This is a genomic window from Vibrio sp. 1557, assembly GCF_033340175.1.
Lineage (GTDB): Bacteria > Pseudomonadota > Gammaproteobacteria > Enterobacterales > Vibrionaceae > Vibrio > Vibrio alginolyticus.
On sequence record NZ_JAWOVZ010000001.1, the window covers coordinates 73781 to 89134 of the forward strand.

17 protein-coding genes are annotated in these 15354 nt (G+C 44.4%); 6 read left to right on the forward strand and 11 right to left on the reverse strand.

All coding sequences use genetic code 11. From position 1 onward, the window contains the following. Window positions 1–26: 26 nt before the first annotated feature. On the reverse strand, window positions 27–1169 hold the full coding sequence (gene msrB, locus R7070_RS00340; protein WP_047102816.1) for a peptide-methionine (R)-S-oxide reductase MsrB: 1143 nt from the start codon (window positions 1167–1169) through the stop codon (window positions 27–29). 202 nt (window positions 1170–1371) lie between these two features. On the opposite strand from msrB, the gene R7070_RS00345 reads away from it, so the two are divergent. Both R7070_RS00345 and R7070_RS00350 read left to right on the forward strand, forming a co-directional pair. Next, on the forward strand, window positions 1372–1770 hold the full coding sequence (locus R7070_RS00345; protein WP_005374132.1) for an OsmC family protein: 399 nt from the start codon (window positions 1372–1374) through the stop codon (window positions 1768–1770). 129 nt (window positions 1771–1899) lie between these two features. After that, window positions 1900–2454 (forward strand): sugar O-acetyltransferase, encoded by a 555-nt coding sequence (locus R7070_RS00350; RefSeq protein ID WP_256900352.1) that lies wholly within the window; start codon window positions 1900–1902, stop codon window positions 2452–2454. Window positions 2455–2541: 87 nt separating this feature from the next. On the opposite strand, the gene R7070_RS00355 is transcribed toward R7070_RS00350, so the two are convergent. From R7070_RS00355 to R7070_RS00380, 6 genes are all read right to left on the reverse strand, one after another. Further along, window positions 2542–2922: a hypothetical protein gene (locus tag R7070_RS00355; protein WP_005374128.1), complete on the reverse strand. Its 381-nt coding sequence runs from the start codon at window positions 2920–2922 to the stop codon at window positions 2542–2544. Then, the gene (locus R7070_RS00360) at window positions 2910–3227 is read right to left on the reverse strand and encodes a hypothetical protein (protein WP_235213034.1); all 318 of its coding nucleotides are present in this window, start codon (window positions 3225–3227) and stop codon (window positions 2910–2912) included. Before R7070_RS00360 ends, R7070_RS00355 begins: the two co-directional genes overlap by 13 nt. A 1064-nt stretch (window positions 3228–4291) precedes the next feature. Next, window positions 4292–4474: a hypothetical protein gene (locus R7070_RS00365; protein ID WP_021035913.1), complete on the reverse strand. Its 183-nt coding sequence runs from the start codon at window positions 4472–4474 to the stop codon at window positions 4292–4294. Window positions 4475–4638: 164 nt separating this feature from the next. Further along, window positions 4639–5325 (reverse strand): helix-turn-helix transcriptional regulator, encoded by a 687-nt coding sequence (locus R7070_RS00370; protein WP_005497912.1) that lies wholly within the window; start codon window positions 5323–5325, stop codon window positions 4639–4641. A gap of 47 nt (window positions 5326–5372) precedes the next feature. Then, complete coding sequence (locus R7070_RS00375; protein WP_029795225.1) at window positions 5373–5687, reverse strand: hypothetical protein; 315 nt, start codon at window positions 5685–5687, stop codon at window positions 5373–5375. A 115-nt stretch (window positions 5688–5802) separates the two neighbouring features. Continuing rightward, on the reverse strand, window positions 5803–6726 hold the full coding sequence (locus R7070_RS00380; RefSeq protein WP_053307145.1) for a LysR family transcriptional regulator: 924 nt from the start codon (window positions 6724–6726) through the stop codon (window positions 5803–5805). Between the two features lie 138 nt (window positions 6727–6864). Between R7070_RS00380 and yjjG the strand changes: the two genes are divergently transcribed. Beyond that, window positions 6865–7539 carry a pyrimidine 5'-nucleotidase gene (gene yjjG / locus R7070_RS00385; RefSeq protein ID WP_005374109.1) on the forward strand — a complete coding sequence of 225 codons (675 nt, stop codon included), beginning with the start codon at window positions 6865–6867 and terminating at the stop codon, window positions 7537–7539. Between the two features lie 51 nt (window positions 7540–7590). Next, window positions 7591–8130: an NUDIX domain-containing protein gene (locus tag R7070_RS00390; RefSeq protein ID WP_017635078.1), complete on the forward strand. Its 540-nt coding sequence runs from the start codon at window positions 7591–7593 to the stop codon at window positions 8128–8130. Between the two features lie 79 nt (window positions 8131–8209). Here the strand turns inward: R7070_RS00390 and R7070_RS00395 are convergent, their stop codons facing one another. From R7070_RS00395 to R7070_RS00410, 4 genes are all read right to left on the reverse strand, one after another. Next, on the reverse strand, window positions 8210–8644 hold the full coding sequence (locus R7070_RS00395; RefSeq protein ID WP_047102813.1) for a hypothetical protein: 435 nt from the start codon (window positions 8642–8644) through the stop codon (window positions 8210–8212). Between the two features lie 20 nt (window positions 8645–8664). Further along, on the reverse strand, window positions 8665–9216 hold the full coding sequence (locus R7070_RS00400; protein WP_005374105.1) for a YtfJ family protein: 552 nt from the start codon (window positions 9214–9216) through the stop codon (window positions 8665–8667). 79 nt (window positions 9217–9295) lie between these two features. Further along, entirely contained in the window at window positions 9296–10015 is a 720-nt protein-coding gene (locus tag R7070_RS00405; protein ID WP_054574512.1) for a carbonic anhydrase, read from the reverse strand. A 78-nt stretch (window positions 10016–10093) separates the two neighbouring features. Then, window positions 10094–11437, reverse strand: coding sequence for an OmpP1/FadL family transporter (locus R7070_RS00410; RefSeq protein WP_115386462.1), 1344 nt, complete (start codon window positions 11435–11437; stop codon window positions 10094–10096). 771 nt (window positions 11438–12208) lie between these two features. On the opposite strand from R7070_RS00410, the gene R7070_RS00415 reads away from it, so the two are divergent. Both R7070_RS00415 and R7070_RS00420 read left to right on the forward strand, forming a co-directional pair. After that, window positions 12209–13384: an efflux RND transporter periplasmic adaptor subunit gene (locus R7070_RS00415; RefSeq protein ID WP_033906270.1), complete on the forward strand. Its 1176-nt coding sequence runs from the start codon at window positions 12209–12211 to the stop codon at window positions 13382–13384. Between the two features lies 1 nt (window position 13385). Continuing rightward, window positions 13386–15350, forward strand: a complete 1965-nt coding sequence (locus tag R7070_RS00420) for a MacB family efflux pump subunit (protein ID WP_033906271.1) — start codon at window positions 13386–13388, stop codon at window positions 15348–15350. Window positions 15351–15354: the final 4 nt, after the last annotated feature.

Genomic DNA, 15354 nt, shown 5'->3' on the forward strand with positions numbered 1-15354 from the left:
AATGTTCACTCCTAATTTGGCTAAAACTACTTATCAAATAGGTACAGGTAATCGCCGTAGCCTAAACTCGCCATCTTGTTCACAGGTACAAATTTCATCGCAGCAGAGTTCATGCAATAGCGTAATCCCGTCGGCTTCGGACCATCTTTAAACACATGACCTAGGTGTGAATCACCAAACTTACTGCGGATCTCCGTTCTAGGGTAGAGCAGTTTATAATCGGTTTTCTCCACGATGTAACCCGGGTTAATTGGTCGAGTAAAGCTTGGCCAACCTGTGCCAGATTTGTATTTATCAGTAGAAGAAAATAGCGGTTCACCGGTCACAATATCAACATAAATTCCCGCTTCTTTGTTGTCCCAGTATTCATTATCAAACGGACGCTCCGTGCCTTCTTCTTGCGTCACGTAATACTGTAGCTCTGTTAAGTTTGATCTGATTTCAGACTGAGCAGGTTTACTGTACGCTTTCACTTTCGAAAGCAGCTTGTTTTCTTCAATCAACTGTCGAAGTGTTTTAGGGCTTTCTTTTCGATCTTCACCAAACACTTCGTCGAGATATTTATCGCGACCTGATGCGTAGCGGTAGTATTTGTATTTCAGACTACTCTTCTTGTAGTAATCCTGATGGTACGACTCCGCAGGGTAAAACTTTTCAAACTCGATCAGCTCTGTTTTCAACGGTTTTGGATAGATCATCGCCTTGTCGATTTCCATCATAAACTGCTTAGCAATCTGCTTTTGCTCCGCATTATGGTAGAAGATCGCTGGACGGTATTGAGGGCCACGGTCAACAAATGAACCTTTATCGTCGGTAGGGTCGATATGACGGAAGAAGTAGTCCAGCACTTGCTCGTAGTTCACGACAGCAGGATCGAACTTCACCTCAATCACTTCAATATGACCAGATTTACCAGAAGAGACTTGGCGGTAAGTCGGGTTTTCAATATGACCGCCTGAATAACCTGATACAACATCGATTACGCCGGGAAGTTGCTCTAAATCCGATTCTGTACACCAGAAACAACCGCCAGCTAGTGTTGCGATTCTTGTATTCTCTGAAGCCTTCAGCTTATCCATCGTATCGGCGGTACCTGTTTTACTCAATAGTAGAAACAAGACTGGAAGTGCGAAGGAGAAACCGGCCAATAACTTAGACATATTCTTCATAGCTACCTCATCGTTATTTTTGTAGAAAGTGTTACTTAAATAAAAAGTGTTACGTATAGAGAAAGGTAACCGAGCGAAAAAATTACAGTAATGTTGAAAATTCCGTTGCCCTTTTATGCGATAGAGCTAAAGTATCGACAATAAACACACCGCTAGTAAGGGCAACGATGCCTTGAATAAGCGATGCTAAATGAGGTAAATCATGCAAGCTGAAGTTAAATGGATAGAAGATTTTAAATTCCTTGGGCAATCTCAGTCGGGCCACTCCGTAGTGATGGATGGCAATGGTGGTGCAACCGCACCAAGCCCAATGGAAATGGTACTAATGGCTGCTGGTGGCTGTAGCTCTGTCGATGTTGTTGATGGTTTGAAAACAGCAGGCCAAAAGGTTTCGTCAGTTAATGCCAAGCTAACCACAGAGCGTCGTGAAACCGCGCCGCGTATCTTTACGCAAGTGAATATCCACTTTGAAGTGTCAGGTGACGAGCTTGACCCAGAAGTCGTAGCAAAAGTGGCGGCTGACTCGCTAGAAAAATACTGCTCGGTTTGCTTAATGCTAGGCGAAGGTGTTGAGATGACCCACAGCTGGGAAATTGTGTAAGCCGACAGACTCCACAAAATATAAAAACAGGAAAGAGAAAAGTCCGGGCTTTTCTCTTTTTTTATTTCGCAATTCACGTACCTTGTGAAGAATCTGAAAGCAGTAATTGCAGGTTGTAGGAGTCTTCCAGTGACAGAACTAGAAAAAATGATGTCTGGCCAGGTCTTTGATGGCATGGACAAAGAAATTGACGCCATTAGAAGCTATGCTCTTCAAGCACTTAGAGCGCTCAATAATAACACCGACGAAAGTCAGCGCGACGAATTGCAAAAGCAGCTATTTGGCAAGGTAGGCCGTTGTATTGTCCAGTCCCCTTTTCATTGTGAATTTGGTAAGACCATCGAAATAGGTGAAGAAACCTTTATCAACATGAACGTGGTCATGCTCGATGGTGCCAAAATTACCATCGGGAACCACGTGCTCATTGGACCGAGCGTGCAATTTTATACCGCTTCTCATTCTGTTGATTACCGCAGTCGCCGACGTTGGGAAACGTTTTGTAAACCCATCACGATTGAAGATGATGTGTGGATTGGCGGAAATTCGGTCATTAACCAAGGTGTGACGATAGGTGCTCGCTCAGTAATTGCGGCGAATTCAGTCGTTAACCATGATGTGCCGCCAGATTGTCTATACGGAGGCACGCCAGCTAAGTTGATTCGTCGTCTCAACGAAGAAGAGTAGAGATCAGTATGCAATAACACTGGCGATTAGAGAGTTCTGACTGAGCTCTCTTCGTCGAGTACATCGTTATATTTTAATGTTAATTTCTCATTCAATTGCTAAAAGAACGGCACCAATTGATAAAGTCAGGGCAACGACAACAGAGTTAACAATGATAATACCCAGTAATAGAATCGACAAATAACGATACCATTTTGGTACTTCTCTAGAAATATTAGGTAATTTTCGCTTTTCACCTGAGCTAGGTTGAACGATTAAACGAACAAACATCAATGTTCGGAAAAATGCGTAAGGCCACCCTGTGAATAAAGAAAGCTCAAATTCATTAAAATATGGTTTTTTAAAATAGTTCCCAACAATCTCCTTCGGCATCAGAAAGTGCATGACACCGATAAAAATGGTTTGTAAGAAAATAATAATCACACCAGTCATTAAAGTGTAAAAAAGAAATGTGATTACTTGCTGCATATAGACTCTATTCCAGTACTAGCGACTAAGTTTGGCTTGCTTTCAATTGAATTATAAAAGCTTTTTGCCACTTTACCGGATGCATAACCTACAGCCGTTGAACCGGCAGCGAGTACAATGGCAGTCACCCAGCCAATAGGGTTTGATACTAAAAATAGACCGACTAACGCGCTGGTACCCATTCCTACAGCTGTGCTAGTTATTGACTCAACAAAAATTTCATTCTTCTCATGTTGGTCTTGTGTATTCGCAATCTGAATGCAGGAAGCCGTCAGACCAACACCGACTAAAACATGTCCGCCCACTTTAGATGCTTGAGCTATTTTATTCAGTTTTTCGGCTTGTTTAACTATATGAGCATTCGCAGGTAACCCTCAACTTCGAGCGATGCGGATAGACTCGTAAGCTTTTTATTATCAAGTGATAAATTTAGCCTTTCATATGGAGTACCATACATGTTTAATATAATTGATGATAAGTTATCATGAGTTTTTATTTTATACTCAAATAATCCCGACACAGAGCACCTCTAGCTAATAATTTGTTTGTGCAGATACTAACAAAAAACTATATTTAAAAAGGTTTATTTTTTTCCTTCTAGACTTTCATTTTAAAAAGTTACAAATTAGCTGATGTATTTATTATTTGTATGAAATTGTTAATGTGATTTTTTACATTTAAAGTGTGATATTAAACTTGGTTGGATAAGTGAAGGTCATACATGATTTGCTAGTGATAAAAAACCTGCGATAAAAAATACAAGTGCTAACATTGTAGAGTTTATGATAATTACCCATATTATTATGAAGGATAATAGACGGTACCACCTAGGCACCTCTTGGGATACATCGGGTAACTTTCGTTTTTTACCTGAGTTAGGTTGAACGATTAAACGAACAAACATCAATGTTCGGAAAAATGCGTAAGGCCAACCTGTAAATAGAGCTAGTTCGAAAGTGTTAAAATAAGGTTCTTTAAAGTAGCTATTGACAATGTCTTTTGGCATTAAAAGGTGCATGATACCTATAAAGAATGTTTGAAAAAAAATAACTAATACACCAGAGAACATTAAGTATCCAATAATGTTCCAGATCAATTGCATATTGCACCTATCCTTATAATAAACCGATGCTTTTTCAAAGGTTTTATCCTAATTTTTATCATGAAGAAATAAAGAGACTAACAGATAACCTATATCTTAGCTATGAATGTAAGGCCGTTTTGAAGGAGTGTCGAGAACGAAAATAAGAACTATTTTATTGATTTTTATGTAAATATAGTTGGTCGTGTATAAAATTGATAACGTGAAATGGCGAGATGTAAGCCTTGCACAACTAACAAAGGTTGGTTAAACAAGGCTAATAATCGGTTATGGATGAATAACGATTTGTTGCTCCTCTGTCATCACAAGTGTCGCTTTGCTTTGTTCGATAAGTTGGGCAGCATAAGAAGGGGTAACTGCCTGCATATCACCTTTAGATCGAAGAGTTAAAGACTCCCACGCTTGATCTCGATATTTCCCTGCTTGGGTGTATTGAATCAGTACTTTCATAGCTTCACGCTCCGGTGTGGTTGACGTGCTACTTAAGTTAACGATCTTAGGTTGGTTGCGCATCTGTTAAAAATGAAACATTAGTTTAACTAAATGTGCCTTTCCAAATATCTCGCATTGAGCAGAGCAATGTAGAATCCTTGTGATGGAAGGATGAAGAACACTCAATCTTTCGATTCATACTGCGCAATATAATGTTTGAGAGATTTGGTTTCCGCACTCTGAAACTCTTCATCGTGCATACGCAGTGCTTGGATACGGTCGAGGCGGAACTGGCGATAGTCATCGCGCAATTCGCACCAGGCGACCAGCGTCCAGACTTTGCCCCAAAAGAACTGGCCTAACGGTTGGATTTTTCTCTCGGTCACCTGTCCGCTTTCATCTTGGTAATCCAAACTGACCTTAAACTGATGATCAATCGCGTGGCGCAGAAGCTGCCCTCGTTTGGCAGTCTCGGATTGGGTGTGATAATCGGGCACAATCAGCGGACAATCTTCCACTTGTTGTTTGAGCTTATCTGGCAATACCGAAAGTATTTTGGTGGACGCAGAGTGAGACGCTTCGGCGAGTTCGGCGTCCGACCAGGCTCGAACCATCCGCATACCCAGTTCAAGCGCCATCATCTCCTTTTCTGAGAACATCAAAGGTGGCAGATGAGAGCCAGCTTGCAACAGGTAGCCGACACCTGCTTCACCTTGAATCGGAACACCAGAACTGAGCAACGACTGAATATCGCGATAAATCGTACGTTCGCTGACTTCCATTCTTTCTGCGAGCTCTTTCGCTGTCACTGCGTAACGCTTTGCGCGCAAAAGCGTCAGTAGCTCAAACAGTCGTTCTGATTTGCTCATGATGTTCCTTATCTAGACCTACTGGTTGTTAGTAGTAGTGTGGCTGATTACTTCTCTAGCTCACTGCACATTTTTAAGTTGTGATGTATAAGCTCGAAGCTTTCGCAGTCAATCATTGATAACAGAGGCTGAAATTCAGCGGCTTGCTTAAGCTGTTTTCCCGCCTGTTTTGCATCGTCCATTGAACGCCAGTAAATGATGTCTGTCCACACATCGTCCGTCGCTTCGTGACTGAGTGAGCGATACAAAAAGCCCGGCAGATTCTTCACAAACGTTTGTGACTGTTTGGCAGCGGCGATCACGTCTTGCTCTGTTGTGCCTGCGGTTAGACGAAATTGCACAGTTTCGATAACGGTTTCCATATTGTGATTCCTTATTGGTTTTGGCGGATTGCCTGTTGAGTTCCAAATAAGGTTACGCGGATGGAATGTCAGAACATGTCAGTAGTGAAATCTCACTCACTTATCATCAATATGGTTATTTTTCTGGGCTGTTGTAACGATCCCAGTAAGGTAAATCTGTGCCGAGTTTTTCGCTGATAAAATCGATAAAGGCTCTTACTTTCAACGGCATGTGCTTGCGCTCAGGAAAAACCGCATAAATGGCGTGTTCTGGTAGAGAGTACTCTTCCATCACCGGTTTTAGATTTCCTGCGGCAAAGTCTCTTCCTGCAATAAATGTTGGCAGTTGCGCAATGCCCGAACCTCTTAACAGCAACTGGCGAATGGCTTCGCTGTTATTGACGATAAAGTTTCCTTTTGGAAGTACCTTGTATTCGCTGCCGTTGTTGATGAACATCCATTCGACGCCACCACGGAAATAGGAGTAGCGCAGGCAGTTGTGACCGACTAAATCACTTGGTTTTTGTGGTGTTCCAAACTCCGCTAAGTAATCTGGTGAGGCACAAAGCACACTTTTACAAGGGGCGAGACGTTTTGCGATTAGATTGGAAGAGGTGAGTTCACCAATACGGATCCCCAAATCAAAACCGTCTTTAACCAAATCGACCATTTTGTCTTCGAGGTTTAAATCCACTTCAATTTTCGGGTAACGAGCGAGAAACTCGCTGATCAAAGGCGCGATATGCAGCACACCGAAAGACATCGGCACGGTAATTTTGAGCCGACCTTGTGGAGAGCCTTGCAGCTCAGATACCGCGTCTACGCCTTGCTGGGCCAGATTGAGCGCTTGAGAAGCGTACTCAAAATAGCGTTCTCCCGCTTCGGTCAGGCTCAGCTTACGCGTAGTTCGGTTAAGGAGACGAATGCCCAAATCGTCTTCTAGTTGGTTGATGCGTTTGCTGATCGCCGATTTCGTCAGATTCAGCTGTTTGGCCGCAAGGGAAAAGCTGCCGCATTCGACAACAGCAACAAAAACGGGCAGGGAGGCAATCGCGTTCACATCAATCTCCTATTATCGTGAAGCATTTATTGTTGAGCACAAGGATACAATTAATTTCCAATTATAGAGATTATCTTCAAGAAGAAAACAATCTAGACTATGCACCAGTATTACGACCTTGATTTTGGGAAGAAGAAAATGAAGTACGATTGGATCCTGTTTGACGCTGACGAAACCTTATTCCACTTTGATGCTTTCAAAGGTTTGCAGCTTATGTTTTCTCGCAAAGGCGTAGATTTTACTGAACAAGATTTTGCTCATTACCAAACCGTAAACAAACCGCTTTGGGTGGATTACCAAGACGGCAAAGTAACGGCAGATGAGCTAAAACATAAGCGTTTTACCGAGTGGGCTGAGAAGCTGAATACCACAACAGCAGATCTCAATAGCGCATTTTTAGAAGCAATGGCCGATATTTGCAGCTTGTTGCCAGGTGCAAAAGAGCTGATGGAAGCGCTGCAAGGCAAAGCCAAAATGGGCATCATCACCAACGGTTTTACAGAGTTGCAAGCAATTCGCCTTGAGCGCACAGGGATGACTGAGTACTTCGATAAAGTGGTGATCTCTGAACAAGTGGGCGTAGCAAAACCGGACTTAGGTATTTTTGAATACGCGATGCAGCAAATGGGCAACCCATGCAAAACGCGCGTACTGATGGTGGGTGACAACCTGCATTCCGATATTCTGGGTGGTAATAATTTTGGTATTGAAACTTGCTGGTTAAATACCACAGGCGCAAGCGTCGATGAGCGTATCGCACCAAATTACACCGTTGAGTCTTTGAGTGAACTAAAGAACATTTTGGTGGCGTAACCGAATCGGGTATTATTCCGTAGTAACCCTCAGAAAAATCAAGGAATAATCATGTCAGACATCAAACAGTTAGACAGCAAAGTCGTTTACCAGAATAAGTGGATGACGGTGCGTGAGGACAAAATTTTACGTCCGAGCGGCGCAGAGGGCATCTATGGTGTGGTCGACAAACCTGATTGTGCTGCGATTCTGGCTATCGATAACGGGATGATTCACTTGGTTCAGCAGTACCGTTACACCGTAGGTCAACGTTGTTGGGAGATCCCACAAGGGGCGTGGGAATCAAACCCAGATGCGGATCATCTTGAGCTTGCCAAAGGCGAGCTGCGTGAAGAAACGGGCATGCAGGCGAGCGCAATGGCGTATGTCGGCGCGCAGTTTATCGCATACGGCTTTTTGAATCAGACATGTCACGTCTACTTCGCCACTGATTTAACGGACGTGGGCAATCAACTCGACAGTGAAGAAGAGGATTTGATCACTCGCGCTTTTTCTGTTGAGGAGTTCGAACAGATGATGATCGACGGCACGATCAAAGATTGTGTCACCATCGCCGCTTATGGTTTGGCGAAGCTGAAGAAATTCATTTAGTTATCCATGACGATTTTTTAATGAAAACAGCGGCCTAGTGCCGCTGTTTTTAGTTTGGGTGAGTTCGTTGAGCCATCGCTTACTCGTCGATTTTCTTACCTAAGATTTCCACTTGCGCTTTTTTGGTCACTCCCGCGACTTGCAGCGCTGTGCTGCCAACCGATTCATAGTTCAACTCGATCTTGTCTAATTTCGCGTTATCTTTTGTTGGTAGGCTTAAACTTCTTGATGACATGCCTTTAGTCAGAACACCTAAACTGTCGAACGTCTTTTCCTGACCATCTTTCATGATTACTTTAACGCTTTTCAGATCGACCGTACCTTGCGTACATTTGATTTTGATGTGGCTAAAACGAGCGTTAGCAAATGGGGACAGTGGATTGACTGTGCCGGTTTCCGATTTAAAACTGACGGTTTTATCTGCAATCTTCTCCCAATCGTTGTCTCCAGCAACCGATTGGAAAGAGGCCACAGCCGCTAAAAGACAGAGTGCGATGGTGTTGAACAGTTTCATAGCTTTTCCTTACCTTAGGTTTAGATATTCTGTTTAATCAGTTCGATGACGTGTGTGACTTCGTCTTGAGTTAAAGCCCCTTCTTTCACGAATAAAATTTCGCCTTGCTTATTTTGTACGATAATCGCAGAACTTTCTTGCTGCAGATCCCAAGTTGTTGCTAATACGCCATTTTTGTCTAACACCATGGAAGACCAAGAGAATGTCTTTTTGCTGTCCTCTGCCGACGATTTAACAAATGTACCGGTTCCCCAAATGGCGTCTTCTTGGTTGATCACGGTTGTGGTCTGATACTGATCTTCAGGAAAGTGAGCGGCAGTGATTGCTGACATCAGCGGCGCGTTCATCTCTTTGGCTTTACTACGACCTGCAATGGCTTGTATCACACGGACTTTGCCTAACATCTGCTGAGTTGCCCAAGGTTGATAAGCCACATCGTCTCCTTGCAGCGTCATTTCGCCATAGGTATCAATGCTGACGGAAGGGGTGGTTTGACCGACAGAAAGGTTATGAGAGAAGGCGAGTGTAGGGGCGAGTGCGAGTAAGAGTGACAGAACAGATGGAGTTTTCATTGGGGGTTCCTGTAACTAAGTGAGGTTAGAGCGAATCAAAATAAGGGGCAAATACGATGCCCCTTATCGGATGTGGCGATTAGTTAGAAAGTACAACGCGCGCATTTAACGGTTGCAGCGGACGATTGTTTTGTCCCATGACTTCCATCAGTTTCGCGGCTTGATCTTTGGATAAGGTTTGAGTGTCTTTAAGCACAAACCAGCGCACACCTTCTGAACATGGCGGTGTGGTTAAAGAGCCGTTAAATCGATAGTGGTTTGCAGTTTTTGGCAGTAAGTCGTTAATCTCAAACGTATCTTTAAAGAAAGTGGTTTGATTCTCTTGTGGGATTGCGTTGATCAGTTTAGACAGTGCTGCGTTTTGATCGCCAGCATCAAACATCACCGAAATTACCGCCAACTCGCCGTCTGCGTTGGCGTGTACAAAGTGCGCTTCAAGTGGATATTGGCGGCCTTTGATTTGGTTTTCTGATGGTGTGTGGAAATGGAACTGTTGCAGCTCGAACGTCTCGCCATCAATGGTGAAGCTGTTACGTCCGTTCACTTGCGCTTGCAGCGTATGACCATTGTTGGTTAAACCAATGACCTGACCAGTGTACGAAAGGTTCAGTGCTTCCAGTTTTGCATCGGCTGGGTTGTCGATGTTGATTGGGCTTTGGTTTTTCGTGGTTGCGCAGTCTTTGGCGATTTCTCCCCAGTGCTCTGGCCCGTGTTTGTCATTGCCATAGCCCCATTCCGAAGCCTGAGCCGCGCTTAAAGTGAGAAGTGAGAGTGAAAAAGCAAGTAGTGTTTTGTTCATAATAATGTCTCTGTTCGGTCGCTTCGATAAGCGTTGTTACAAGGCAATGACCTAGAGGTTTGATCACTGCCTGACAAATTAGAAACGGTGGCTGAGTTGGGCACCAATTAGGAACGCATTTGAATGGGTCACGCCCGTCACCATCGGTGCAGGAACACCTTCATACGCGTACTCTTCTACGTTGACATCTTCACCAATCAAGTACGTCATGCCGATGTCAACCGTGGTATCTGATGACCATTGGTAAGAGGCACCCGCAGATAACCAGTGACGGTTCGAATCTGGGATAGAAAGCGAAGTCAGCTCATCGACAGGTGTTTTGTCGAACATGTAACCCGTGCGAAGTGTCCAACGTTCATTGGCGTACCAAGTCGCACCGATGGAGTAGTGTGCGGAGTCTTGCCACTGAAAATCTTTTAGCAACTGATCATCAGCTTTCAAGCTGTCAAATGCTGACCAACCAATCCACTGCACAGAATAGTGCAGGGCAAATTTAGGTAAGACGCGGTGATAACCGGAAAACTCCGCAATATCCGGTAGCGGCATCGCAAGTGAGTCGTACGATTCGCCAGCAAAGTGGATGTCGCCCTTGGCATCTATGTTAGGGCTGTGCTTGTAGCTTAAACCTAAGCGATGACGTTCGTTAAACTCGTACATCATGCCAATATTCGCACCAAGCCCAATGCCGCCAGCTTCCACATCAAGTGCGTTGCCTTTTACGGATCCACAGCGTTGTTCTAGTTCGTTTCCAAGTATGTTCCCACCAACGCAAACACCCACGTCCATATCGCGGTACAGCTCACCAGAGCCGTAAATCACATCAATACCACCACCGATACTAAAACGATCGTTCACCTTGTATGCCAAGCTTGCGCCAAGGTTGACACTCGCTACGCTGGTGACACCGCCAAAAACAGGTGCGCCATAGTTTGGTTTAAACTCCATGTCGGTTCCGAAGTTGGAGTATGCCGATAAGCCTAGATACCAGTCGTCGTTGATAGGGTGAATAAAGTAAAAATTGGGTACAACGGCTGATTGACCAACGCCATCGACGTCATCAATGTCGGTCACGGTTTGAGAGAAGGACGGGGTAATGTCAACTTGAGGGGACGGAGGAAAACCACCCATACCAACATTGACATCCGCATTAATGTTAGCTCGATGATATTGCGCATTTTTAACGGTAACGTCAGGTTTGACGTAAGTGACACCGAACGATAAGGCATTTTGTTTAAACAGCGTCATCGCTGCGGCGTTGCGGCTGATTACAGACGCATTATCACCAATGACGGCATCACCAGCAAAAGCACGACCAAGACCCGTCGCAGAATGTTCGTTAATTTGAAAACCACCGGCATACGCCGTCGAGGAGGCTAACCCGATTAATAAATAAATCGGTGAAAGAGTTAATTGTCGCTGCATGTTTTTCTCATGAATTAATTAGAAGTTGTATTGCAACGAAAATCAGTAAAATAAACAAATCTGACCAGTGCATTTAAGAGTAAAACTAACAGTGTGCTGACAATAAGTAAATTTAACTTAATAAATATTTATTGTTGAATTTATTAATGCTTCATGGCGTGAATATAGTGGTTATTTTACGTGTAAATTAAATCCTGAACCTCTATTTTTATTTTTGCGGTATTACTTCTCTATTTTTATTGTACTGACTGTTCCCTAACAAATAGAGGGAAATCCAGCGATAAAGTGTCCGTGATGGAAACTCTGAGTCATTTGTATTTCCATTGCATCCCAACGTTGGTAGTTCGAATCAGCAAGAGAACTATCGTTTAAACCCACATGACACACTCCTCTCGGTCTTACCTGTGTTATGTGGGTATTTTTTATTTAACTTGCCACTTAACTCCTCTTGAAATTCAATAATTAAAAATGGCCATAATGAAACTTTGATGGATTGCATATTGAATAAGTTAAGATTTTTACTGGTTTGTTGGTATTTAAAAGTTTTGTTTATAATACTTATAACTTGAATTTCTATATTAAAAATGGTCTTTGCTATACGTATTGAATAATAAAGTTTTGAAGTGACTATAATATCTCTGATTTTTCACGTTAGTGAAGTTATTCATTCAGTTTCTTGACGTTAATTTACCTATCTTTACGTCTCGTACCCTGTACGGCTAAGACAAATAGCAGTATAAAATCAAAACGATTATTTACTTCACTCCTGCTATGAAACTCAATAAAAAATGGCTCGTTTTGTGTGGCCTACTTGCTATTGGTGCTGGTGGTTATCATTATCTGCAACGTCCAGAACCCATTTCTCCTTACGCGACAGAAGTCGTTCGCAAAGGCAATATCGAAAAGGCGGTATTAGCCAACGGCATGTTGCAAGCGTCCAAATTGGTGAATGTAGGTGCGCAAGTATCTGGGCAAATTCAACGCCTCGCTGTGAACTTAGGGGATGAGATAAAACAGGGAGACTTGATTGCACAGATTGACAGCCTGACTCAGCAAAATAGCCTCAAAGAAGCCCAAGCGTCTCTTAATAGTCTCAACGCTCAGTACCAGGCTAAGCAAGCGCAGATTAAACAAGCAAACTATGAATACGTGCGCCAAAAAGGCATGTTGGCAGCGAAAGCGAGCTCACGAGCTGATTACGAGAATGCCGAAGCGACGCTCGCCATCTACAAAGCCGAGTTAGCGCAACTGGATGCTGAAATCGAGAAAGCCAAAATCAACGTCGACAATGCGCAGTTAGATCTCGGTTACACCACCATCAACGCACCGATGGATGGCACGGTGGTCTACACCGCGGTGGAAGAAGGACAAACCGTAAACGCCAATCAAACCACGCCAACGATTATCGAGTTAGCCAAGTTAGATACGATGACGGTGAAAGCCGAAATTTCGGAAGCCGATGTGATTTTTGTTCACCCAGGCCAAACGGCGCTGTTCACCATTTTAGGCAAACCGAATCAGCAGTTTAAAGGTACATTACGCGCCATTGAGCCGGGGCCAACCATCATGGATGGCGATGACAGCGATTTGAGCATTTCAGATAGCGACGCCATTTACTACAACGCTGTATTTGATGTGAAGAACCCGCAAGGTATTTTGCGTATTGGCATGACTGCGCAAGTTTCGATTGTCCTTGAGCAATCGGAAAATACCTTGATTGTCCCTTCACAAGTGCTGCAAAAATCTGGCGGCAAAGGCAACTATACCGTGCCAGTGCTTGAACAGGGCCAAGTGGTGGAAAAGCCCGTGACAGTGGGTATTAACAACAAAGTGAACGCAGAAATTCTCTCAGGTTTGAAGGAGGGTGACCAGGTTGTTCTTGGCAATGCTATGGATGGAGAATCATCAAGCCGAGGTGATCGTCGTCGACCTCCAATGAGGTTCTAAGATGAGTAACGTGCTTTTAAAAGTTGAGGATTTAACTCGACGTTTTGTCTCTGGCGACGAGTCGCTTACTGTGTTGAACCACATTAATTTAGAGATAAAACGCGGTGAAATGGTCGCGATCGTGGGGGCTTCGGGCTCAGGTAAATCGACGCTGATGAATGTGCTCGGCTGCTTGGATAAACCGTCCAGCGGTCGATACTTCATTAATGGGCAAGATGTATCGACGTTGGAATCCGACCAACTGGCGGAGCTGCGCCGCGAGTATTTTGGCTTTATATTCCAGCGTTACCATCTGCTGGGGGATTTAACCGCGGTGGCAAACGTGGAAGTACCTGCGGTTTACGCGGGAGTTCCTCATCGTCAAAGAACGGAGCGAGCGCAGTCACTATTGGCTCGCTTGGGGCTGGAAGATCGTTTGACTCACAAGCCCAGCCAACTGAGTGGTGGCCAGCAACAGCGCGTGAGTGTTGCTCGTGCACTGATGAACGGTGGTGAGGTGATTCTCGCCGATGAGCCCACTGGCGCATTAGACAGTCACAGTGGGCAAGAGATGATGGCACTGCTTAAAGAATTGCATCAACTTGGGCATACGATCATCTTAGTGACTCATGATATGAACGTGGCGAACTTTGCGGATCGCATCATTGAAATCAAAGATGGTGAAATCATTGCAGATACGCCAAATACACAAGTTGTAATCAATGAGCAAGCAGCAAATACACCGAGCGCGTCTTTTCATCGCCCAGCGCAAGCCGCCAGTAAGTGGTGGAAGTGGGACAGTTTTATTGACGCGCTCAAAATGGCGCTGCTGGCGATGTCTAGCCACAGAATGCGCACGTTTTTGACCATGCTCGGCATCATTATTGGTATAGCCTCGGTGGTTTCCGTGGTGGCACTAGGTAATGGTTCACAACAGCAAATTTTGTCGAATATTTCATCCATGGGAACAAACACCATTGATGTCAGGCCGGGCAAAGGGTTTGGTGACCGCCGCTCCGGACGAGTGAAAACGCTAACCGCCGACGATGCTAAATCGTTGGAGAGTCTACCTTTTGTCGACAGTGTCACGCCGTCTTTATCCAACAGCTTAACCGTGCGTTACGCCAATCAGGATGCAACCGCGTCTGTGGAAGGGGTTGGGGAAGATTATTTCCGTGTGCGCGGTTATGAGATCGCCAAAGGTCAGTTTTGGGATGAAGAGAGTGTGAATTCGCTCGCCCAAGAAGCAGTGATTGATGACAACACCAGAAAGGAAATGTTTGCGGATAGAAATCCGATTGGTGAAGTGATTTTTCTAGGTTCATTGCCAGTGCGTATTGTGGGTGTCACGCAGAAAAAAGAAGACGCGTTTGGCAACAGCGACGCGCTGAAAATTTGGGTGCCATACACCACCATGTCGGGACGAATGATGGGACAACGCTACCTCAACGGCATTACTGTACGGATTGATGAGAACGCCCCAAGCGCAGCGGTAGAACAGAGCATCATCAACTTGTTAAAAATGCGTCACGGTACAGAAGATTTCTTCACGATTAACACTGACACCATTCGTCAGAGCATCGAGAAAACCACCGCCACCATGACGTTACTGATCTCAGCGATTGCGGTGATCTCCTTAATTGTCGGCGGAATTGGCGTAATGAACATCATGTTGGTGTCGGTGACAGAGCGCACGAAAGAGATCGGTGTACGAATGGCTGTGGGTGCGCGGCAAGCGGATATTTTGCGTCAGTTTTTGATTGAAGCGGTACTAGTGTGTTTGTGTGGTGGCATTGCTGGTATTGGCTTGGCGTTTTTGATTGGTTTTGCATTCAGTACATCTGGCAGCAGCTTCCAAATGATTTACTCAATGAACTCGATCATCTGGGCGTTTATTTGCTCAACGTTGATTGGCATCGCTTTCGGCTTTTTACCCGCTCGCAATGCAGCCAAACTCGATCCGATAGAAGCGCTAGCGAGAGACTAAAAAT

Excerpts from the sequence above, each read along its gene's own strand:
- R7070_RS00365 (WP_021035913.1), bottom strand. The coding sequence starts at position 4,474 with ATGAAAGTACTGATTCAATACACCCAAGCAGGGAAATATCGAGATCAA.
- R7070_RS00370 (WP_005497912.1), bottom strand. The coding sequence starts at position 5,325 with ATGAGCAAATCAGAACGACTGTTTGAGCTACTGACGCTTTTGCGCGCA.
- R7070_RS00375 (WP_029795225.1), bottom strand. The coding sequence starts at position 5,687 with ATGGAAACCGTTATCGAAACTGTGCAATTTCGTCTAACCGCAGGCACA.
- R7070_RS00395 (WP_047102813.1), bottom strand. The coding sequence starts at position 8,644 with ATGAAACTGTTCAACACCATCGCACTCTGTCTTTTAGCGGCTGTGGCC.
- R7070_RS00355 (WP_005374128.1), bottom strand. The coding sequence starts at position 2,922 with ATGCAGCAAGTAATCACATTTCTTTTTTACACTTTAATGACTGGTGTG.
- R7070_RS00400 (WP_005374105.1), bottom strand. The coding sequence starts at position 9,216 with ATGAAAACTCCATCTGTTCTGTCACTCTTACTCGCACTCGCCCCTACA.
- R7070_RS00390 (WP_017635078.1), top strand. The coding sequence starts at position 7,591 with ATGTCAGACATCAAACAGTTAGACAGCAAAGTCGTTTACCAGAATAAG.
- R7070_RS00420 (WP_033906271.1), top strand. The coding sequence starts at position 13,386 with ATGAGTAACGTGCTTTTAAAAGTTGAGGATTTAACTCGACGTTTTGTC.
- R7070_RS00415 (WP_033906270.1), top strand. The coding sequence starts at position 12,209 with ATGAAACTCAATAAAAAATGGCTCGTTTTGTGTGGCCTACTTGCTATT.
- R7070_RS00410 (WP_115386462.1), bottom strand. The coding sequence starts at position 11,437 with ATGCAGCGACAATTAACTCTTTCACCGATTTATTTATTAATCGGGTTA.
- R7070_RS00345 (WP_005374132.1), top strand. The coding sequence starts at position 1,372 with ATGCAAGCTGAAGTTAAATGGATAGAAGATTTTAAATTCCTTGGGCAA.
- R7070_RS00405 (WP_054574512.1), bottom strand. The coding sequence starts at position 10,015 with ATGAACAAAACACTACTTGCTTTTTCACTCTCACTTCTCACTTTAAGC.
- msrB (WP_047102816.1), bottom strand. The coding sequence starts at position 1,169 with ATGAAGAATATGTCTAAGTTATTGGCCGGTTTCTCCTTCGCACTTCCA.
- yjjG (WP_005374109.1), top strand. The coding sequence starts at position 6,865 with ATGAAGTACGATTGGATCCTGTTTGACGCTGACGAAACCTTATTCCAC.